This is a genomic window from Ottowia sp., assembly GCF_035444425.1.
In the GTDB taxonomy this organism is placed as follows: Bacteria; Pseudomonadota; Gammaproteobacteria; order Burkholderiales; family Burkholderiaceae_C; genus Ottowia.
The window spans coordinates 130816-149020 of sequence record NZ_DAOMOQ010000002.1 but is presented as its reverse complement, the minus strand read 5'-3'; the positions used below and the strand labels follow the sequence as shown (position 1 = coordinate 149020).

19 protein-coding genes are annotated in these 18205 nt (G+C 69.1%); 5 read left to right on the top strand and 14 right to left on the bottom strand.

Annotated elements, in window-relative coordinates:
- The first annotated feature begins 364 nt into the window (after nucleotides 1-364).
- Nucleotides 365-1981 (top strand): DEAD/DEAH box helicase, encoded by a 1617-nt coding sequence (locus PK606_RS01715; protein ID WP_324559915.1) that lies wholly within the window; start codon nucleotides 365-367, stop codon nucleotides 1979-1981.
- A gap of 26 nt (nucleotides 1982-2007) precedes the next feature.
- Here the strand turns inward: PK606_RS01715 and PK606_RS01710 are convergent, their stop codons facing one another.
- The 7 genes from PK606_RS01710 to PK606_RS01680 all read right to left on the bottom strand — a co-directional run bounded on the left by PK606_RS01710 (nucleotide 2008) and on the right by PK606_RS01680 (nucleotide 7972).
- Nucleotides 2008-2679 carry a hypothetical protein gene (locus tag PK606_RS01710; protein ID WP_324559913.1) on the bottom strand — a complete coding sequence of 224 codons (672 nt, stop codon included), beginning with the start codon at nucleotides 2677-2679 and terminating at the stop codon, nucleotides 2008-2010.
- Nucleotides 2676-3359, bottom strand: a complete 684-nt coding sequence (locus tag PK606_RS01705) for an SCO family protein (protein ID WP_324559911.1) — start codon at nucleotides 3357-3359, stop codon at nucleotides 2676-2678. Before PK606_RS01705 ends, PK606_RS01710 begins: the two co-directional genes overlap by 4 nt.
- A complete protein-coding gene (locus PK606_RS01700; protein ID WP_324559909.1) occupies nucleotides 3356-3964 on the bottom strand; it encodes a c-type cytochrome in 609 nt (202 codons plus the stop codon). Before PK606_RS01700 ends, PK606_RS01705 begins: the two co-directional genes overlap by 4 nt.
- Nucleotides 3961-4566 carry a cbb3-type cytochrome c oxidase subunit II gene (locus PK606_RS01695; RefSeq protein WP_324559907.1) on the bottom strand — a complete coding sequence of 202 codons (606 nt, stop codon included), beginning with the start codon at nucleotides 4564-4566 and terminating at the stop codon, nucleotides 3961-3963. The genes PK606_RS01700 and PK606_RS01695 overlap by 4 nt, the downstream gene beginning before the upstream one ends.
- Nucleotides 4566-6236 (bottom strand): cbb3-type cytochrome c oxidase subunit I, encoded by a 1671-nt coding sequence (locus PK606_RS01690; protein ID WP_324559905.1) that lies wholly within the window; start codon nucleotides 6234-6236, stop codon nucleotides 4566-4568. The genes PK606_RS01695 and PK606_RS01690 overlap by 1 nt, the downstream gene beginning before the upstream one ends.
- Before the next feature lie 128 nt (nucleotides 6237-6364).
- The gene (locus PK606_RS01685; protein ID WP_324559903.1) at nucleotides 6365-6664 is read right to left on the bottom strand and encodes a DUF2249 domain-containing protein; all 300 of its coding nucleotides are present in this window, start codon (nucleotides 6662-6664) and stop codon (nucleotides 6365-6367) included.
- 84 nt (nucleotides 6665-6748) lie between these two features.
- Nucleotides 6749-7972, bottom strand: a complete 1224-nt coding sequence (locus tag PK606_RS01680; RefSeq protein ID WP_324559901.1) for an NnrS family protein — start codon at nucleotides 7970-7972, stop codon at nucleotides 6749-6751.
- A gap of 92 nt (nucleotides 7973-8064) precedes the next feature.
- Between PK606_RS01680 and PK606_RS01675 the strand changes: the two genes are divergently transcribed.
- Nucleotides 8065-8583 (top strand): RrF2 family transcriptional regulator, encoded by a 519-nt coding sequence (locus PK606_RS01675; protein ID WP_324559899.1) that lies wholly within the window; start codon nucleotides 8065-8067, stop codon nucleotides 8581-8583.
- Here the strand turns inward: PK606_RS01675 and PK606_RS01670 are convergent.
- Nucleotides 8580-10022, bottom strand: coding sequence for an FAD-binding oxidoreductase (locus PK606_RS01670; RefSeq protein WP_324559897.1), 1443 nt, complete (start codon nucleotides 10020-10022; stop codon nucleotides 8580-8582). The two genes, PK606_RS01675 and PK606_RS01670, sit on opposite strands and share 4 nt — an antisense overlap.
- Before the next feature lie 15 nt (nucleotides 10023-10037).
- Nucleotides 10038-10436: a DUF2069 domain-containing protein gene (locus PK606_RS01665; RefSeq protein ID WP_324559894.1), complete on the bottom strand. Its 399-nt coding sequence runs from the start codon at nucleotides 10434-10436 to the stop codon at nucleotides 10038-10040.
- Nucleotides 10437-10458: 22 nt separating this feature from the next.
- On the opposite strand from PK606_RS01665, the gene PK606_RS01660 reads away from it, so the two are divergent.
- Nucleotides 10459-11730, top strand: coding sequence for a YihY family inner membrane protein (locus PK606_RS01660; protein ID WP_324559891.1), 1272 nt, complete (start codon nucleotides 10459-10461; stop codon nucleotides 11728-11730).
- Nucleotides 11731-11837: 107 nt separating this feature from the next.
- Here the strand turns inward: PK606_RS01660 and PK606_RS01655 are convergent, their stop codons facing one another.
- The 3 genes from PK606_RS01655 to PK606_RS01645 are packed head-to-tail and all read right to left on the bottom strand — an operon-like array spanning nucleotide 11838 to nucleotide 14391.
- Nucleotides 11838-12644 carry an alpha/beta fold hydrolase gene (locus tag PK606_RS01655; protein ID WP_324559888.1) on the bottom strand — a complete coding sequence of 269 codons (807 nt, stop codon included), beginning with the start codon at nucleotides 12642-12644 and terminating at the stop codon, nucleotides 11838-11840.
- A 23-nt stretch (nucleotides 12645-12667) separates the two neighbouring features.
- Nucleotides 12668-13087 carry a GNAT family acetyltransferase gene (locus PK606_RS01650; protein ID WP_324559887.1) on the bottom strand — a complete coding sequence of 140 codons (420 nt, stop codon included), beginning with the start codon at nucleotides 13085-13087 and terminating at the stop codon, nucleotides 12668-12670.
- Entirely contained in the window at nucleotides 13084-14391 is a 1308-nt protein-coding gene (locus tag PK606_RS01645) for an O-acetylhomoserine aminocarboxypropyltransferase (RefSeq protein ID WP_324559885.1), read from the bottom strand. Before PK606_RS01645 ends, PK606_RS01650 begins: the two co-directional genes overlap by 4 nt.
- A gap of 105 nt (nucleotides 14392-14496) precedes the next feature.
- On the opposite strand from PK606_RS01645, the gene PK606_RS01640 reads away from it, so the two are divergent.
- Both PK606_RS01640 and aroC read left to right on the top strand, forming a co-directional pair.
- Nucleotides 14497-14964, top strand: a complete 468-nt coding sequence (locus PK606_RS01640) for a CBS domain-containing protein (protein WP_324559883.1) — start codon at nucleotides 14497-14499, stop codon at nucleotides 14962-14964.
- 49 nt (nucleotides 14965-15013) lie between these two features.
- Nucleotides 15014-16099, top strand: coding sequence for a chorismate synthase (gene aroC, locus PK606_RS01635; protein ID WP_324559881.1), 1086 nt, complete (start codon nucleotides 15014-15016; stop codon nucleotides 16097-16099).
- Nucleotides 16100-16174: 75 nt separating this feature from the next.
- On the opposite strand, the gene PK606_RS01630 is transcribed toward aroC, so the two are convergent.
- Nucleotides 16175-17497: a tryptophan--tRNA ligase gene (locus PK606_RS01630; protein WP_324559879.1), complete on the bottom strand. Its 1323-nt coding sequence runs from the start codon at nucleotides 17495-17497 to the stop codon at nucleotides 16175-16177.
- Between the two features lie 4 nt (nucleotides 17498-17501).
- Nucleotides 17502-18170 (bottom strand): site-2 protease family protein, encoded by a 669-nt coding sequence (locus PK606_RS01625; RefSeq protein ID WP_324559877.1) that lies wholly within the window; start codon nucleotides 18168-18170, stop codon nucleotides 17502-17504.
- Nucleotides 18171-18205: the final 35 nt, after the last annotated feature.

Genomic DNA, 18205 nt, shown 5'->3' with positions numbered 1-18205 from the left:
CGACATTGATCCGATTGCGCGCGCAGCGAATCAATGCGAGAATCGAAGGCTTGCGTGATCGATGTCCTCGACGGGTTCGGCACGCAGAATACGTAGCGCATCTTCCCTCTCACATACGGTCGCCTCGAGTCCAGTTTTCCGGGCGGCCTTCAATCCAGCCACTGTGATCCCGGCCTGTGCCGGGGCCAAGGTGCTCGCTGTCCGGTGCCGAAGGCCTTCGAGCCTTCAGCCCTGCGTTGTCAGATGGTGGGTGTCGATTTCTGAGGAAACCCCGGCATTTCGGTGCCCCATCACATGACGACACGCGCGGGTTGCGCGGCCGCTGACGGCCGCCATGCGGCGTGCGAGAAAGAGAGATTCAGCCATGGCCTCCTACGAGGACGAATGCTTCCTGGCGCCTGAGCCGCAGGCGCCGGAAACAAGCCTTGCCAACCCTTTCGCAGCGCTGGGTCTGGCGCCCGAACTGCTGGCTGCCGTCGCCGACCTCGGCTTCACCGAGCCGACGGCGGTGCAGCAGCGCACCATCCCGCTCGCGCTCGGCGGTGGCGAGGGCTTCAACGACCTGATGGTCAGCAGCCAGACCGGCAGCGGCAAGACGGCGGCCTTCCTGCTGCCGGTGCTGCACACCCTGCTCGGCCTGCAGGCCGAGACTGCGGCGCGCGAGAAGGCGGCCTGGGATGCCCAGGTGGCCGAAGCGCTGGCCCGGGGCGAGCCGGCGCCCAAGCGGCCGCGCCGCAAGAACCCGACCAGCGCACGCCACTACAAGCCCGCCGTGCCCGGCGCGCTGGTGCTGTGCCCGACGCGCGAACTGGCGCAGCAGGTGGCGCAGGATGCGATCGAGCTGGTCCGGCATTGCCGCGGCCTGCGCATCGCCAGCGTGGTGGGCGGCATGCCGTACCAGCTGCAAATCGCCAAGCTGCAGAACGCCAACCTGGTCGTCGCCACGCCGGGCCGGCTGCTGGATCTGGCCCGCGGTGGTCAGATCAAGCTGGATCAGGTGCGCTTCCTGGTCATGGACGAGGCCGACCGCATGCTCGATCTGGGCTTTGCCGACGAACTGGCCGAGGTGCACCAGCTGACGGCGCAGCGCCAGCAGACCATGATGTTCTCGGCCACCTTCGAGCCGCGCGTGCAGCAGCTGGCGCTGCGCGTGATGCACGAGGGCGGCGCCAGGGTGCGCAAGGTGCAGGTCGACAGCCCGCAGCAGCAGCACGCCAACATCCGCCAGGAGCTGTACTGGGCCGACAGCCCGGAGCACAGGCGCCGCCTGCTCGACTACTGGCTGCGCGATCCGTCGATCGACCAGGCGATCGTGTTCGCCTGCACGCAGATCGAATGCGAGCAGCTGGCCGATGATCTGCAGCAGGCCGGCTTTGCCGCCGTGTCGCTGCACGGCGCGCTCAGCCAGACGGTGCGCAACCGGCGCCTGGGCGCGCTGCGCAGCGGACGCGTGCAGATCCTGGTCGCCACCGACGTCGCCGCACGCGGCATCGACGTGCCCAGCATCACCCACGTGATCAACTTCGGCCTGCCGATGAAGGCCGAGGACTACACCCACCGCATCGGCCGCACCGGCCGCGCCGGGCGCGATGGTCTGGCGGTGACGCTGGCCGAGTTCCGCGATCGCCGCCGGCTGGCCGACATCGAGGCCTGGACGCGCCAGCAGTTCCGTCCGCTCACGGTGTCGGGGCTCGAGCCGACCCGGCCGTTTCCGCCGATCAGCGCACCCCGCACGCCGGCGCGCGGCGGCAAGGCGCGCCCGGGCGGCGGCCGACCCAATGGCGGCCGACCTGGTGCGCGCGGCGAGGGCCATGCCAGCAGAAGCGGTCCCAAGCCGGTGCGTGCGGCCCACAGCCCCCGCGTGATGGATGGCGGCCGCAAGCCCAGGCCGCAGCCGGGCCAGCCGCGTCACGCCGCGGCAGCGCCGCGTGCTGCCAAGCCGGCGCGGCCCTACGTGGCACGCGGCGGCCAAGGTCGATAACGAGAAAGGCGCCGCTCGGCGCCTGTTCAGTGGATGCGCGGCCGTTTGGCTGCGCCATCCGCGGGTTCGGGTTGGTCGGCCGACCTGCTCCAGCGCAGCAGCTGCCGGATCGCGATGGCGCCGATGACCAGCGCCCAGGCTACCAGGCCGTAACCGGTGTGCACCTGGTCGTCCTGCCCGTAGTTGACGCACAGCTGCATCGGCGCCTCGACATACAGCAGGCCGGCGGTGGCCATCATCCAGCTCAGGTTGCCGGCCAGGAACATCAGCACCTCGGCCGGCATGCGTGCCACGCCGCCGGCCAGCAGCCAGCCGGCCAGCCACAGGCTGAGCACCTTCAGCAGCGCGATGCGGCCGTCGATCAAGGCCATGTCGAGCGCCGACGGAACCATCCAGACGATTGACACCAGCGCGCAGTAGGTGGCCGTGCTCCAGCCGTGCCAGTCGAGCTGGCGCGCCCACGTGCCGGTGCGCTGCCACCAGCGGCTGTCGCTGGCCAAGCGCTGCGCCGCCCAGCCGGCGGCGAGCAGCAGCGGGAACTCGGCCAGCATGTGCCAGCTCATGCGCGCCTCGATCAGGTGGCGCGCCGCCGGCCACAGCAGCAGCAAGGGCAGGCCCGCCAGCACGATGCGCATGAGGTGCATCAGCCGTTGCCGCGGCACCGCACGGGCGCAGCCACGCATCGCCAACGCGGTCATGGGTGCGCCTCTGCCGCGAGGGCGCGGGCGGCGTCGAGTGCGCGCGGCCAGCGTGCGTAGTCGAACAGGCCGCGCAGCCGGCCCTGCGCGTCGATCAGATGGACGGCGCCGTTGTGGTTGAAGCCGCCGCGCCCATCCGGCACCACGACCACGCCAAGTGCGCGCTGCAGCGCGTTGGCGGCCTCGTCGCTGGCCGGTACCGCCAGCTGCCACCAGCGCGCATCGGCCTGGTGCCGGCGGGCGTAGCGCGTCAGCGCGGCCGGTTGGTCATAGGCGCGATCGATCGACACCGACAGCAGCCGGATGCCGGCGGCCGGTTCGGGGCGTTCTTGCAGCTCGCGCTGCATCTGCTGGTAGTGGCTGCCGAGGGACTGGCACACGCCGGGGCAGCGCGTGTAGATGAAGTCGACCAGGTAGACCGGCGCCGCGGCGTCGCTGCGCCAGGCCGGCAGCGGTGTGCCGTCGGAGCCGATCAGCTCGATCGCGGGTGCTTGCAGCACCTGCTGCTCGACCTGCCACAGCCGGCGCGATTCGAAGGTCCAGCGCTCGAAGCCGACGGTCCAGTGCCCGAGGCCGGCGACCAGCGCCGCCACCATCAGCAGGCACAGCAGCGCGCTGGCCACCGGCGCCCAGCGCGCGCCGTTGGGCGACGTGGCGGGCGGGCGGCGGGCTGGCTTCATTGCAGCGCGTTCAGCTCCGCATCGCCCTGGTAGGGCTTGGTCTGCGAGGCGGTCTCGGCGCGCACGGCGGCGACCGCCTCGGCGCTGATCGGCTCGGCGCTGTTGCCCCACTGGCTGCGCAGGTGCGTCAGCAAGGCCGCCATCTCGGCGTCGCCCAACTGGGCTGCGAAGGCCGGCATGGACCCGGTGTAGGTCTGCCCTTTCACCGTCAGCGAGCCTTCGATGCCGTGCAGCACGGCGGCAATCAGGGTCTTCTCCTTGCCGACCACCCATTCCGAGCCCGCCAGCGGCGGGAACACACCCGGCAGGCCGGCGCCGCCCGCCTGGTGGCAGGCGGCGCAGCGGGCGCCGTAGATGGCCGCGGCATCGACCGCGCCGCCCGCGGCAGCACCGGCGCCCGGCGGCGCGGCGCGCAGTTCGGCCAGCTCGCGGCCGTCGCCCAGCTCGGGTGCGATGGTGAGGTCGGAGCGCAGGATGTAGACGATGCCGAAGGCCATCAGGATGGTGGTCAGCACGATCACCACCCAGGGCATCGGGTTGTAGCTTTCCTGCGGCTCGGGGTTCTCGCGTGCTTCCTGCACGTTGGGGTCGCGGACCTGGTTCATGGCTTGGCGACCTCCGCCTCGGCGGCCGGCAGGGCCGGATAGCTGCGGTCGAGTGACTGCAGATAGCGCACCAGGTCGACCGCCTCGGGCCGTGCCACCACCACCTGGCCGTTCGCCGGTGCAGCGGTGGGCGGCAGGTTGACGACGATCTCGCCGTCATCGGCCTTGGGCTTGATCTCGAACAGGTAGGGGTAGCTCGGCATGATGCTGTCGGGCACGTAGGCGCGCGGCTGGTACAGGTGACCCAGCTGCCATTGCTCGCTGGGCTGGCGCACGCCGATGTTCATCAGGTCCGGCCCCGTGCGCATGGTGCCGAGCAGGTGCGGGGTGTCGTAGGCGTAGTCGCCGGCCACGGTGGCGCGGCCCCAGCCGCGGCTGAAGTCGGGCGCGAAGGACTTGGCGCGCGGTTGCTGCGTGTGGCAGTAGATGCAGCCGTTGGCGATGTAGACCTCGCGGCCGCGCCACTCGGTGCTGGTGTAGGGCTTGAGTCCCGGCAGCGGCTCGACATCGCGCACCTGCAGCATGGGCAGCACCACCAGGGCGCTGGTCGACAGCGCCAGCATGACCATGGCTCCGCCGATGAGTTTGACTTCGCTTTGCATCAGGCTTGCCTCGCTTTCATGGGACTGCCCGCGGTTTCAAGCCGGAACAGGGTCTTGAACAGTGCCGGCCGGTCGCGGTTGGGGCCCCAGCCCAGCGTCAGTGCGGCGAAGTGCAGCGCGAACAGCAGGTGCCCGGCCACCATCAGCGTGCCGCCGATGCTGCGGGCCTGGAGATAGGGCAGGGTGACGGTGACCGATTCCATGAAGTTGCGCGCCTCGTCCAGCATCGCCAGGCCCTGTAGCCAGCCGCCGATGGTTAGCATCACGAAGTAGATGCCGAAGCCGATCGCCACCAGCCAGAAGTGCAGCGAGATCCAGGACGGATACGGCCATTCGCGCGCCGTGATGCGCGGCATCACGAAGTACATGGCGCCGAAGAACACCAGGGTGACGAAGCCGTACATGCCCAGGTGCGCGTGCGCCACGGTGTAGTGGGTGAAGTGCGTCACCGCGTTCATGCTGCGCAGCGCCTCGAACGAACCCTGCACTGAACTGGCCGTGTACATCAGGCCGCCGATGCCGATGAAGCGCAGCGTGGGCGAGTGGCGCAGCGCCGACAGCCGGCCCTGCAGTGTCTGGTACTGGTTCACCGTGAAGGCGGCCACCGGGATGATCATCATCATGCTCTGCACGATCGACAGCGTGATCATCCATTCCGGCACCGGGCCGCCGACCAGGTGGTGGCCGCCGACCTGGCCGTAGAAGAAGGCCAGGCCCCAGAAGCCGAGCAGCGACAGGTTGTAGGACTGGATCGGCCGGCCGATGATCTTGGGCAGGAAGTAGTAGATCGAGGCCAGCGCCAGCGGGGTGTAGAACAGGCCCAGCACGTTGTGGCCGAACCACCAGTTCATCGCCGCCTGCTGCACGCCGCCGTGCAGGCCGGGGATCTTGGCCACGATGTAGAGCACCGGCAGCCAGAACAGCCCGCAGGCCATGTACCAGACCGACACGTACAGGTGGTCGACGCGCCGGTTGACCAGGGTGAAGATCAGCGGCAGCGCCATCAGCGCGCCGCTGATGCCGAACAGCAGGCCGATCTGCCACGGGATTTCCAGCCATTCGAGTCCATCGCTGATGCCGGCCGAGACGCTGCCGAGGCCGGCGATCAGCGCCGCGTTCCACAGCGCCGCGCCGACGAAGGCGAAGCGCGCGCCGATCAGCGGCGTCTTCAGCAGGCGCGGGATGATGAACATGGCGATGCCCAGGCCCGCCATCGGCGCCCAGCCGTAGGCCACGCCGTTCAAGTGCACGGTGCGGATGCGGCCGAAGGTGAGCCAGGCCTGCTGGGTCAGCCAGTCGGGCTCGTGCAGCTTGATCGACGAGGTCAACCCTGCCGCCGAGGCCACCACCAGCCACACCATGGCGCAGCAGAACATGAAGAACACCAGCGGTGCGGTCGAGGCGTCGGCCTCGGCGCGCGCCGCCAGTTCGTCGGCGTCGGCGACACCGGCCGCCTGATGGCGCGCGGCGTCCATCGCGCCCTGCAGGCGCGCCTGTGCGGACGGATCACCGGCCGGCTCTTCGATGCGTCCGATCTCGCCGGGCGCGAAGATGACTTCCGCGCCCTTGCTGCTGCGGTCGAACAAGCCCTTGCGCTGCGACCAGATGAAGACCATCAGGGCAACGAATGACAGCACGAAGGCCGACAGCAATATGGCAACTGTGTTCATGGGGGAACGCTTGATAGGGGAACTGGGATGGCCAGCGGCGATGGCTGGCACCGGGGGCGCCGGGCGCGCGCAGCGGCGCCGGGCCCGTGATCAGGGCGCCGCGCGGTTGCGGCGCCGCGCCGTGCCGTTCAGCAGCAGGCGCCGCCGGAGCAGCAGGAATCGTTGTCTTCGGCCACGGCTGCCAGGGCGGCCACGCGGCGGATCTGCACGCGCCAGCGCTGCGGCCCGCGCTCCAGGTAGGCCCATTCGAAGATGCCCGGGCGCTGGGCTTCGAACTGCTGGTGTAGCGGCGCCGGATCGTGGTCGTTGACCAGTTCCATCCACTGCTCGGGCGCGAGCTCGTCAAAGCGACTGAAGATGGTCGCGTGGCGCTGCGCGGGCTCGATCGTGCGCACGTCGATGCGGCAAGCGGAGGAAGTAGGCATCATCGCAAGGTCCTTTCTTGGAAAGATGATCCCGGCCGGGCACCATGCCTGGCTCGGGTGAGGGAGGGAAAAGGCGCGGAAGAAGGCTCAGCCGTCCTTGCCGTCGGCGCGCGTGCGCAGCAGCCAGGGGCCGTACTGGAACAGGTACAGGGCGAAGGCCAGGCTCCAGGCGCTGGCAGCCAGCGTCAGCGCGCCCACGGCGGCGCCGGGCGTGACCAGCGGGTACAGCACCCGCACCAGGGCGGCGACCAGCATCAGCGCGTAGGCCGCGACCTCGATGCGGCCGACCTTCAGCGGCCGGCCGGTGTGGCCGCGCGCGGTGCGGGTGATCATGCCGATGATCAGGCCGCCGGTGGCGCCCACGCCGAGTGCGTGGATGCCGGCGCTGGGTGCCACCAGCCCGGCCTGCGCCAGCGCCAGCAGCGCCAGCCCGATCGGGATCCAGATGTAGGCGGCGTGCAGGATCCACAGGATCGGGCGGGTCAAGGTCTTCCACGGCGCCCAGCGCAGCTGGCGCCAGAAGTGCAGCATCGCGGCCAGCGCCAGCACGGCAACCGACCAGGCGCCTTGCGCCTGCGCCACCCAACTCAGCAGGGCGAGGCCGGTCACTGCCAGCACCAGGTACTCGAACCTGGGCCAAGCGGCGATCTTCAGGCCGGGCGTGGCGTTGGTGGTGAAGAACGGGATCACGCGGCCGCCGATTACGCACTCGATCATCACGATCAGCGCCAGCGCGGCGTACAGCGCGTGCAGCGCGGGCCACTCGATCACTTCCAGCACGTTGAGGTGGAACGCCAGGTTCACCAGCGCCAGCGTCATCAGGATGCCGGCCAGCGGCAGGTTGCGCCGGTTCTTGGCGCGCAGCAGTACGCTCAGGAACACCCCGGCGACCACCGGCAGCAGCGCCACGTCGAGCACCGCATAGACCGCATAGGGCGCTCCCAGCGCGGAGATGCGTGCTGCCAGCCAAAGTAGTATCAGCGCGCCCAGGAATGGGCCACGCGGTGTCTGCAGCCCGGTCCAGGCCTTGCCGGCGGTGAGCAGGAAGCCGACGATCACCGCGATGGCGAAGCCGAACAAGATCTCGTGCGCGTGCCACAGCAGTGGCGGCAAGCTGAGAGTTTGGCCGGACTTGCCCGACCACAGCAGCAGCCAGAATGGGATCGCCAGCAGCGCGAAGATAGCGGCGCCCAGATAGAAGGGCCGAAAGCCCAGACGCAGGACAGGCCAGCCCCAGGCCGCGTCGGCGCCAGAGGGGTTTGCGGCAGTTGAACGCACGCGGGCTGGCGCCGGCAGCGGTGATGTACTCATAAGTGGAACAGAAACTGCAAACAAGTATTTGATATACATCATATCCACATGAGATGCTAAAAGCAATACAATGAATGCATCTTTAGGTTCCCATGCGTCTATCCGAATACACCGACTACGCCTGTCGCGTGCTGATGCACTGCGCTGCGCATCCGGATGAACTGACGACGATCGGAGAGTTGGCCGAGTTGTACGGCATCTCGAAGAACCATCTGATGAAGATCGTCCAGGATCTGGGGCGCAAGGGCCTGCTGGAAACCACCCGTGGCCGTGGTGGCGGAGTGCGGCTGGGCGCCGATCCGACCAAGGTGCGGCTGGGCGACATCGTGCGCATGGCAGAGACCGACCTACGCCTGGTCGAGTGCTTCGACCCCGAGACCAACCGCTGCCGCCTGGTGCCGGGCTGCCGTCTGCAGCACACGCTGAACACCGCGCTGAAGGCCTATTTCGCCGAGCTCGACCGCGTCACGCTGGCCGATCTGGCCTGGCCGGGCTCGGGCTTTGGCGAGTTCGTCGGTGCCGAAGCGCCGCTGCCGAAGCCGGTGGGCGGGCAGCCACCAGTCCAGGCCTCAGCCACGACCAGCGGCAAGCCGGCCGAGGCCCAGCCCTAAACGCCGTCTGACGCCGGGCCCGGGGCCAGTACGCGGCCCGGATTCATGATGCCCTGCGGATCCAGTGCCTGCTTGATGGCGCGCATCAGGCCCAGCGCCACCGGCGACTTGTAGCGTGGCAGCGTGGCTGCTTTCAGGCTGCCGATGCCGTGCTCGGCGCTGATCGAACCCTGGTGCCGCGCCACCGAATCGAACACCAGCGTGTTGATGCGTTCTTCCTGCTCGCGCAGGAAGGCTGCGGCGTCGGTGCCCTCGGGTGCCTGCACGTTGTAGTGCAGGTTGCCGTCGCCCAGGTGGCCGAAGTCGACCAGGCGCACGCCGGGTATCTCGCGCGCCAGCAGCACATCGGTCTCGGTCACGAAGGCGGGGATGCGCGAGATCGGCACGCTGATGTCGTGCTTGATGTTCAGGCCTTCCTCGGCCTGCGCCAGCGGAATGCTCTCGCGGATGTGCCACAGCGCCTTGGCCTGGGCCAGACTTTCGGCGACCACGGCGTCGGTGACGCAAGCCGACTCAAGCGCAGATTCCAGCAATTGCTCGAACAGGGCGCGTGCATGGTCCTCGCTCTCGTGGTCCGAGTTCTCCAGCAGCACGCACCAGGGTGAATCGCGGAACAAGGGCACGCGCAGCTGCGGGTAATGCTTGTCGACCAGGCTGAGCGAGAACCGGTTCATCACCTCGAAGCCGGTCAGCCCCGCCCCAAGATGCCGATGCGCCAGACCCAGCAGGTCGACGGCGGCCTGCATCGACGGCACGGCGGCCCAGGCGGTCAGCCGCGCCGCCGGCTGCGGATACAGCTTCAGGGTAGCGGCGGTGATGATGCCCAGCGTGCCCTCGCTGCCGATGAACAGGTCGCGCAGGTCGTAGCCGGTGTTGTCCTTGCGCAGGCCGGAGAGGCCGTCCCAGACCTCGCCGCGAGCCGTCACCACCTCCAGCCCCAGGCACAGCTCGCGCGCGTTGCCGTAGCGCACCACCTGGGTGCCGCCGGCATTCGTCGCCAGGTTGCCGCCGATGCTGCAGCTGCCTTCGGCCGCCAGGCTCAGGGGAAACAGCAGGCCGGCGTCCTCGGCGGCAGCCTGCAGGTCTTGCAGGACGCAGCCGGCTTCCACCGTGATCGTGAGGTTGGCAGTGTCGATGGCGCGCACGGCATGGAGCCGTTTCAGGCTCAGCAGCAGCTGGGTGCCGCTGGCGTCGGGCACCGAGCCGACCGACAGCCCGGTGTTGCCGCCCTGCGGCACGATGGCCACGCCCTGCCGCGCACAGGCGCGTACCACGGCCGCCACCTCGTCGGTGCTGCCCGGCAACACCACCGCCAGCGCGCGGCCTCGAGCGCGGCGGCGCCAGTCCTGCTCGTAGGCGCCGAGCTCGCCGTCGGTCAACACGTGGCGCGCACCCACGGCCAGGCGCAGCCCGTCAAGAAAGGCGTCGTGCGTGCCCATGTCAGCGCAGCGCGGTCATTTCGCCATCGAACGCGCATGGCGCTGGCGCAGCCGCACGTGCAGCGCGCAGGCCGAGAAGAAGATCAGGCACAGCGCGATCTGGAGCAGCGCCAGCAGGTCGCCGGGCGGCTTGTCGCCGCTGGCGCGCACCACACCCTCGACGAAGTACAGCCACACGAACAGCGAGGCCCAGCGGTAGGTGTACATCCGGTTCGCCAGCAGGCCGGGCAGCGGCAGCAGCAGTGGCAGCACCTTCAGCGCCAGCCACGAGCCGCCGGGACGCAGCGGTGCCAGCCACAACTCCCAGGCCAGGCCGAGCGCGATCAGCGCCAGCAGGCTGAGCACCGCGACGATGCGCGTGGCCTGCACGGCGCGTGGCGGTGCGGGTCGGATGGCAACGGCGGGGGAATTCATGGCCGGTGGCATCATAACGAGCATGAATCCCGACCGACTGGCGTCGCGAATCAAGACCTTCGTCGATGACGTGACCGACTTTCCCGTGCTGCCGACGGCAGCGACGCTGTGGGAGCGCTTCCAGCAGGACCGGCTCGGTCTGTCGGCCAGCTCGCTGACCTTCACCACCACGCTGGCGCTGGTGCCGTTCTTCGCCGTGGTGCTGGCCATCTTCACCGCCTTCCCGAAGTTCGCGCAGTTGCAGGAGGCGCTGCAGCAGTGGCTGATCGACAGCCTGATCCCCAGCAGCATCGCCCACAACGTGCTCGACAACCTGACCCAGTTCGCCACCAAGGCCAATGAACTGGGGGCCGTCGGGCTGCTGGTGCTGTTCATCACCGCGCTGTCGCTGGTGCTGACCATCGACCAGACGCTGAACGAGATCTGGCGCGTCAGCACCAAGCGCCCGCTGGGCCAGCGCATCCTGATCTACTGGGCCGCGCTGACGCTGGGCCCGCTGGTGATGGGCGCCAGCCTGGCCATCAGCTCGTACGTGCTGACGGCCTCGCGCGGCTGGCTGCCGGACATCGGCGACGGCGTCAACCTGGCGCTGGACGTGGTGCAGTTCACGCTGATGGCGCTGGGCCTGACGCTGCTGTACCGCTTCGTGCCCAACACACCGGTGAAGTGGCGGCACGCGCTGGCCGGCGGCCTGTTCGTGGCCGTGTTCCTGGCGCTGGCCAAGCAGATCCTGGGCTGGTACGTGGCGCGCATCCCGACCTATTCGCTGATCTACGGCGCCTTCGCCACGCTGCCGATCCTGCTGCTGTGGATCTACTTGTCGTGGCTGATCGTGCTGTTCGGCGCTGTCATTGCGGCCTATCTGCCGAGCCTGCTGTCGGGTGTGGCGCGGCGCGGCGGCGGGCCGGGCTGGGAATACCAGCTGGCCACCGAGGTGCTGCAGGCGCTGGCCCGCGTGCGCGACACAAGCACCCGCGGGCTGACGCTGCCGCAACTGGCCAACTGGCTCAAGGTCGACACCTTGCAGCTGTCGCCGGTGATCGGCGCACTGCAGGAGCTGGACTGGGTCGGCCAGCTGGGCACCGACACCGAGAACGAGGAGCCGCGCCATGTGCTGCTGTTCGACCCGGCGCGCCAGCCGCTGCGCCCGCTGGTCGAGAAGCTGCTGCTCCGGCCGGATCGCGCGCTGCCCGGCAGCGACTGCGGCGACGACATCTTTGTCGATCTGGTGGTGGCCGACATCCTGCCGACCCTGCCGGAAAGCTCACAGAAAGAGAGCAAGCTGCCGGGCTGAGCCGAGTGGGTTGCAGGTGAACGCCGTGAACCCCTGCAAGGCGCGGTCGCAGCGGGCTCGGTTCGGTTGGGCTTCGCGTCGCTCAACACCAAGCGACCGATCCGCTGTCACTCGGCCAGGAAGTCGCGCAGCGCGAACAGCACCTCGTCCGGCGCCTCGGTCATCAGTGCGTGGCCCGCGTTGACCTCGACGGTTCTTGCCTGCCGGGCGTGCGCCGCCAACGCCCTGGCGGCCTTGGGCGGTGTCATCTGGTCGTGCCGGCCGACCAGGAACAGGGTCGGGCAGTGCACGGCCTGCATCGCCTGCTCGCCGCCCACGTAGCTGTCACAGGCCTTGAAGCCGGTGAAGAACACGTTGGTCTCGCGGTTGCTGGCCAGCACGCGGCGCATCAGCGCGCGCGAGCCGCCATACAGCCAGGTACCGGCGCCGAGGGTCGATGGCGGCGGGCTGAGCGTCGAGTGCGAGAACACGTTGACCATGTGGATGGCCTGCTCGGGCGCCTTGACCGAGGCTTCCAGCAGCGCCGGCGACACCTTCATCGGAAACGCCGTGCCGACCAGCGCCAGGTGGCTGACCTGCGCCGGTGCGCGCGCGGCGGCTTCCAGCGCGATCAGCGAACCGAAGCTGTGGCCTACCAGGGCTGCCCGCGGGATGCCGGCGCTGGCGAGCAGACTGATCACGAAGCCAGCGGCTTCCTCGACCGATTCCGGCGCCTTGCCGCCGCTGCGGCCGTGGCCGGGCAGGTCGATGGCCAGCACGTTCCAGCCATGGTTGGCCAGGTAGCGTGTCTGCAGGATCCACACGCTGTGGTCGTTCAGCACGCCGTGGACGAACACGGCGGTGGGCTTGGCCGCGTCGAAAGTCTTGCCGCCGGTGTAGGCGTAGATGGGGGCGCCGTTGACTTGGATGAGCATGTCCCGTTCCTTGTTTTCCTTGTTCAAGCGTCCGCGATCAGCCGCTTGCCAAAGCACACCACTTCGTCGCGCCCGTAGCCCAGGTGCTGGTAGAAGGCCAGCGCCTCGGTGTTGGTCGCGCGCACTTGCAGGCTGAGCTTGGGGCAGCCCAGTGCCGTCAGGCGCGCCTCGCCCTCCGCCATCAGGCGCCGCGCCAGCCCGCGGCCGCGGCGAGAGGGCGCCACCGCCAGGTAGTTGACCCAGCCGCGATGGCCCTCGTAGCCGAACATGGCGCTGGCGACGATCCGGCCATCGTCTTCGATCACCAGGAACAGCTCGGGCTGCACCGCCAGCTTGCGCGCGATGTCCTTGCGTGGGTCGTTCCAGGGGCGTGTCAGGCCGCAGGCTTGCCACAGGGCGATGACGGCGGCTTCGTCGCGCGCTTCATAAGGGCGCGGTGTCACGCGGTCTTCTCCGCGCTTTTCAGCGCCCGCTTCAGGTCGTCGATCAGATCATCGGCATCTTCTAACCCGATCGACAGGCGGATCGTGCCGGGCCCGATGCCGGCACCTGCCAGCGCCTCGTCGCTCATGCGGAAGTGCGTGGTGCTGGCGGGGTGGATCACCAGCGAGCGGCAGTCGCCCACGTTGGCCAGGTGGCTGAACAGCTTCAGCGCCTCGATGAACTTCTTGCCCTGCTCGCGCGAGCCCTTGAGGTCGAAGCTGAACACGCTGCCGGCACCCTTGCCACCGTACTTCAGCAGCTTGTTGGCCAGCACATGGCTGGGATGCGACTCCAGCAGCGGGTGACCCACGCGCTCGACGAAGGGGTGTTCGGCCAGGAAGTGCACGATTTTCTCGGTGCTGGCGATATGGCGTTCCATGCGCAACGGCAGGGTCTCGATGCCTTGCAGGATCAGCCAGGCGCTGTGCGGGCTCATGCAGGCGCCGAAGTCGCGCAGGCCCTCGCGGCGCGCGCGCAGCAGGAAGGCGCCGACGGTGCTTTCCTCGCTGAACACCATGCCGTGAAAGCCCTCGTAGGGCTCGGTCAGCTGCGCGAACCTACCCGAGTGGTCCCAGTCGAAAGCGCCGCTGTCCACCAGCACGCCGCCGATCACCGTGCCGTGGCCGGACAGGAACTTGGTGGCCGAGTGATACACGATGTCGGCGCCATGGTCGAAGGGCTTGAGCAGGTAGGGCGTGGTGAAGGTCGAATCGACCAGCAGCGGCACCCCGGCCGTGTGTGCGATGTCGGCCACGGCCGGAATGTCGAGCACTTCCAGCCCCGGGTTGCCCACGCTCTCGCCGAACAGCAGCCGCGTGTTGGGGCGGATCGCGGCGCGCCAGCCGTCCAGGTCGCCCGGCTTCACGAAGGTGGTTTCGATGCCGAAGCGCGGCAGCGTGTAGTTCAGCAGATTCTGGCTGCCGCCGTACAGCGCGGTGCTGGCGACGATATGGCCGCCGGCGCCCATCAGCGTGGCGATCGCCAGGTGCAGCGCCGCCTGGCCGCTGGCCGTGGCAATCGCCCCGATGCCGCCCTCCAGCGCCGCCACGCGCTGCTCGAGCACCGCATTGGTGGGGTTGCTGATGCGGCTGTAGACGTAGCCCGAGCGCTCCAGGTTGAACAGCGCGACCGCGTGGTCGCTGGAGTCGAACACGAAGGAGGTCGACAAGTGGATCGGCACTGCGCGGGCGCCGGTGGCGGGGTCGGGCTGGGCGCCCGCATGCACTGCGAGCGTGTCGAATCCGGGGTCGGCGTAGCCGGGCATAGGCTCTCCTGCAGGGTCGGGCTCTGCAGCCGCAGAGCGAAGCGGCGCATATTGTGGGCTATATTGCGGGCCGAACTCGCCGCACGGCGGATGCGGAGCCACAGCATGATCGTCAGCGACATTTTGCGTCTCAAGGGCAAGGCCCTCTACACCATCACCCCCGAGGACAGCCTGGCCGATGCCGCCAGCCTGATGGCCGAGAAGGACGTCGGTTCGCTGGTGGTCGTCTCGCACGAACGCGTGGTCGGCATCCTCACGTTCCGCGAGGTGATCCAGGCTGCGGTGAAGAACGGCGGCAAGTTCGATGGCATGTCGGTCTACCGCTCGATGGACCCGGGCCCGCTGATCTGCACCGCCGCCACCGAGATGGACGAGGTGCGGCGCATGATGCTGAACCGCCACGCGCGCTACATGCCGGTGATCGAGAACCGCCAGCTGATCGGCGTGATCAGCTTCTACGACGTCGCCAAGGCGGTGGTCGACAGCCAGGACTTCGAGAACCGCATGCTCAAGGCCTACATCCGCGACTGGCCGGAAGAGGACTCGAAGAACACCGAGCCGAACCTGCCCTGATCCGCGACCGGATCGAAGGCGCCGCAGCCGTGTTGCGATAATCCGGCGCATGAGCGGCAACACCCTCGGCAAGCTGTTTGCCGTCACCAATTTCGGCGAATCCCACGGGCCGGCGATCGGCTGCGTGATCGACGGCTGCCCGCCGGGCATGGCCTTGAACGAGGCCGACATCCAGCCCGACCTGGATCGGCGCCGGCCCGGTACCAGCAAGTTCGTCACCCAGCGCCAGGAGCCGGACCGGGTCGAGATCCTGTCCGGCGTGTACGAGGGCCGGACCACCGGCACGCCGATCTGCCTGCTGATCCGCAACCAGGATCAGCGCAGCAAGGACTACAGCGAGATCGCGCAGACCTTCCGCCCCGGCCACGCCGACTACACCTACTGGCGCAAGTTCGGCATCCGCGATCCGCGTGGCGGCGGGCGCTCGTCGGCGCGCCTGACCGCGCCTACGGTGGCGGCCGGCGCGGTGGCCAAGAAGTGGCTGCTCGAGCGTTACGGCACCACTTTTCGCGGCTGCATGACGCACGTCGGCGATCTGGCGATCGGCTTCGAGAGCTGGGAGCACGTGCCGAACAACCCCTTCTTCGCTCCGGTGGCCGACGTGACGCCGATCGAGGACTACATGAACGCGCTGCGCAAGAGCGGCGATTCCTGCGGCGCGCGGGTGCGCGTGACGGCGCAGCGGATGCCGGTCGGCCTGGGCGAGCCGCTCTACGGCCGGCTGGATGCCGACATCGCGCAGGCCATGATGGGGATCAACGCGGTCAAGGGCGTCGAGATCGGCGACGGCTTCGCCAGCGTGGCGCACCGCGGCAGCCAGCACGGCGACTCGCTGCTGCCTGGCGCGGTGTTCGAGAGCAACCGCGACGGCGGCGTGCTGGGCGGCATCAGCAGCGGCCAGGATCTGGAGGTGGCGATCGGCATCAAGCCGACCAGCTCGATCCTGGTGCCGCGCGCCTCGCTCAACACCGCCGGCGAGCCGGTCGAGATCATCACCAAGGGCCGGCACGACCCCTGCGTCGGCATCCGCGCCACGCCGATCGCCGAGGCGTTGCTGGCACTGGTGGTGATGGATCACGCGCTGCGCCACCGGGCGCAGTGCGGCGACGTCAGGCTGGAGTTCCCGCCGGCGTAGATGCCCGGCAGGCGTGGCTGCGGATCGTGTTTATGGCCGTCCGGAACGCCGACCTGAGCCGCGCGCAGTGCAACCTCAGGCCGCGCTGGCTTCCGCCAGGCGGGCCAGTGCGTCCTGCAGCGCTGGCGTGGTGTCGGCGCCGAGTTCCAGCATGTCGCGCAGCGCGCCGAGTGCGCTCGCGCCCTCGGTCTGCAGGCGCTTGACGGCGCCACCGGCCTCGCGCGGCGATTCGAAGCCCTTGCTCTGCAGCAGCAGCTGGCCGCCGGCATCGGTCAGCTTGAAATAGAAGCGCCCGTCGGCCTCGCGGTACTGCTTGAACACCGGCAGCTGCGCCTTGGCCGGCACCGGCGTCGGTGCGTCCGCGCGCACCGGGCTTGCCAGGGCGCGCAGGCCGACCGCGTGGCGCAGTTCGCGCATGAAGGGCGTGGCGATGCGGCGCGCTTTCTCGGCGCCGGCCAGCAGCACCGCCTCGACCTCGTCAGGGTGCGCGACCAGGTGCTCGTAGCGCGCCCGCATCGGGCCGATCTCCTGCTCGATGCGCTCGAACAGGCGCTGCTTGGCGTCGCCCCAGGCGATGCCGTCGGCAAAGGCCCGCGCGAACGCGGCGGCTTCGGCGTCGTTGGCGAAGGCGCGGTAGATCTGATACAGCGCCGAACCCTCGGTGTCCTTGGGCTCGCCGGGCGCGCGCGAGTCGGTCACGATGGCCATGATCTGCTTGCGCAGCTGCTCGCGCGGGCCGAACAGGGCGATGGTGTTGTCGTAGCTCTTGCTCATCTTGCGGCCGTCCAGGCCGGGCAGCAGCGCCACGTTGTCGTCGATCAGCGCCTCCGGCAGCACCAGCAACTCCTGCCCTGCGCCGTACAGGTGATTGAAGCTGGCCGCCATGTCGCGCGCCATCTCGATGTGCTGCACCTGGTCGCGCCCGACCGGCACCTGGTGCGCCTTGAACATCAGGATGTCGGCGCCCATCAGCACCGGGTACATGAACAGGCCGGCGGTGACCTCGTTGTCCGGTTCCTGGCCCGACGCGGCGTTCTTGTCCAGCATGGCCTTGTAGGCGTGGGCCCGGTTCAGCAGTCCCTTGCCGGTGACGCAGGTCAGCAGCCAGGTCAGTTCCGGGATCTCGGGAATGTCCGACTGGCGGTAGAAGATGACCTGCTTGGGGTCGAGTCCGGCGGCCAGCCAGCTGGCGGCGATCTCCAGCGTCGAGCGCTGGATGCGTGCCGGCTCGTCGCACTTGATCAGCGCGTGGTAGTCGGCCAGGAAGTAGAAACTCTGCACGCCGGGCTGCCGGCTGGCGCGCACCGAGGCGCGGATCGAGCCGACGTAGTTGCCCAGGTGCGGGGTGCCGGTGGTGGTGATGCCGGTGAGGACCCGGCGGGTGGCGGTGGAGGACATGGGATCAGTTGAAGAGGGCGGCCAGCGGTGCTAGCAGGATGTTGAGCAGCCCGAAGGTGAGCGACATCATGGGCCGCATCCACCACTGGCTGACGATGCCGGCGACCAGCAGCGCCATGACGATGAAGAAGCCCCAGGGCTCGAGCCGGCTGACGGCGATCGCCGGGCCGGGCGGCAGCAGGCCGACCAGGATGCGGCCGCCGTCCAGCGGCGGCAGCGGGAACAGGTTGAACACCGCCATCACCACGTTGACCAGCACGCCGGCGCGGCACATCTCGATGAAGAACGGCTCGGTGAGGCCCAGCCCGCTCAGCACCATCAGCAGCGCGCCCCACAGCAGGGCCTGGATGAAGTTGACGCCGGGTCCGGCCAGCGCCACCCAGACCATGTCGCGCTTGGGGTGGCGCAGGCGGCCGAAGTTGACCGGCACCGGCTTGGCGTAGCCGAACACGAAGGCGCCGGCGGTCATCAGGTACAGGCCGAGCGGCATCAGGATGGTGCCGATCGGGTCGATGTGCTTGATCGGATTGAGCGTGACCCGGCCCAGCATGGCGGCGGTGTTGTCGCCGTAGTGGCGGGCCACGTAGCCATGCGCGGCCTCGTGCACGGTGATCGAAAAGAGCACCGGAATGGCGTAGATGGCGATGGTCTGGATGATGTCGGCGATGTCCACGGCGGCGATTGTCTCAGACCGTGGCGGCGCCACGG

Excerpts from the sequence above, each read along its gene's own strand:
- PK606_RS01710 (WP_324559913.1), bottom strand. The coding sequence starts at position 2,679 with ATGACCGCGTTGGCGATGCGTGGCTGCGCCCGTGCGGTGCCGCGGCAA.
- PK606_RS01655 (WP_324559888.1), bottom strand. The coding sequence starts at position 12,644 with ATGCTCATCCAAGTCAACGGCGCCCCCATCTACGCCTACACCGGCGGC.
- PK606_RS01685 (WP_324559903.1), bottom strand. The coding sequence starts at position 6,664 with ATGATGCCTACTTCCTCCGCTTGCCGCATCGACGTGCGCACGATCGAG.
- aroC (WP_324559881.1), top strand. The coding sequence starts at position 15,014 with ATGAGCGGCAACACCCTCGGCAAGCTGTTTGCCGTCACCAATTTCGGC.
- PK606_RS01645 (WP_324559885.1), bottom strand. The coding sequence starts at position 14,391 with ATGCCCGGCTACGCCGACCCCGGATTCGACACGCTCGCAGTGCATGCG.
- PK606_RS01665 (WP_324559894.1), bottom strand. The coding sequence starts at position 10,436 with ATGAATTCCCCCGCCGTTGCCATCCGACCCGCACCGCCACGCGCCGTG.
- PK606_RS01630 (WP_324559879.1), bottom strand. The coding sequence starts at position 17,497 with ATGTCCTCCACCGCCACCCGCCGGGTCCTCACCGGCATCACCACCACC.
- PK606_RS01700 (WP_324559909.1), bottom strand. The coding sequence starts at position 3,964 with ATGAACCAGGTCCGCGACCCCAACGTGCAGGAAGCACGCGAGAACCCC.
- PK606_RS01640 (WP_324559883.1), top strand. The coding sequence starts at position 14,497 with ATGATCGTCAGCGACATTTTGCGTCTCAAGGGCAAGGCCCTCTACACC.
- PK606_RS01660 (WP_324559891.1), top strand. The coding sequence starts at position 10,459 with ATGAATCCCGACCGACTGGCGTCGCGAATCAAGACCTTCGTCGATGAC.
- PK606_RS01670 (WP_324559897.1), bottom strand. The coding sequence starts at position 10,022 with ATGGGCACGCACGACGCCTTTCTTGACGGGCTGCGCCTGGCCGTGGGT.
- PK606_RS01695 (WP_324559907.1), bottom strand. The coding sequence starts at position 4,566 with ATGCAAAGCGAAGTCAAACTCATCGGCGGAGCCATGGTCATGCTGGCG.
- PK606_RS01680 (WP_324559901.1), bottom strand. The coding sequence starts at position 7,972 with ATGAGTACATCACCGCTGCCGGCGCCAGCCCGCGTGCGTTCAACTGCC.
- PK606_RS01690 (WP_324559905.1), bottom strand. The coding sequence starts at position 6,236 with ATGAACACAGTTGCCATATTGCTGTCGGCCTTCGTGCTGTCATTCGTT.
- PK606_RS01705 (WP_324559911.1), bottom strand. The coding sequence starts at position 3,359 with ATGAAGCCAGCCCGCCGCCCGCCCGCCACGTCGCCCAACGGCGCGCGC.
- PK606_RS01675 (WP_324559899.1), top strand. The coding sequence starts at position 8,065 with ATGCGTCTATCCGAATACACCGACTACGCCTGTCGCGTGCTGATGCAC.
- PK606_RS01715 (WP_324559915.1), top strand. The coding sequence starts at position 365 with ATGGCCTCCTACGAGGACGAATGCTTCCTGGCGCCTGAGCCGCAGGCG.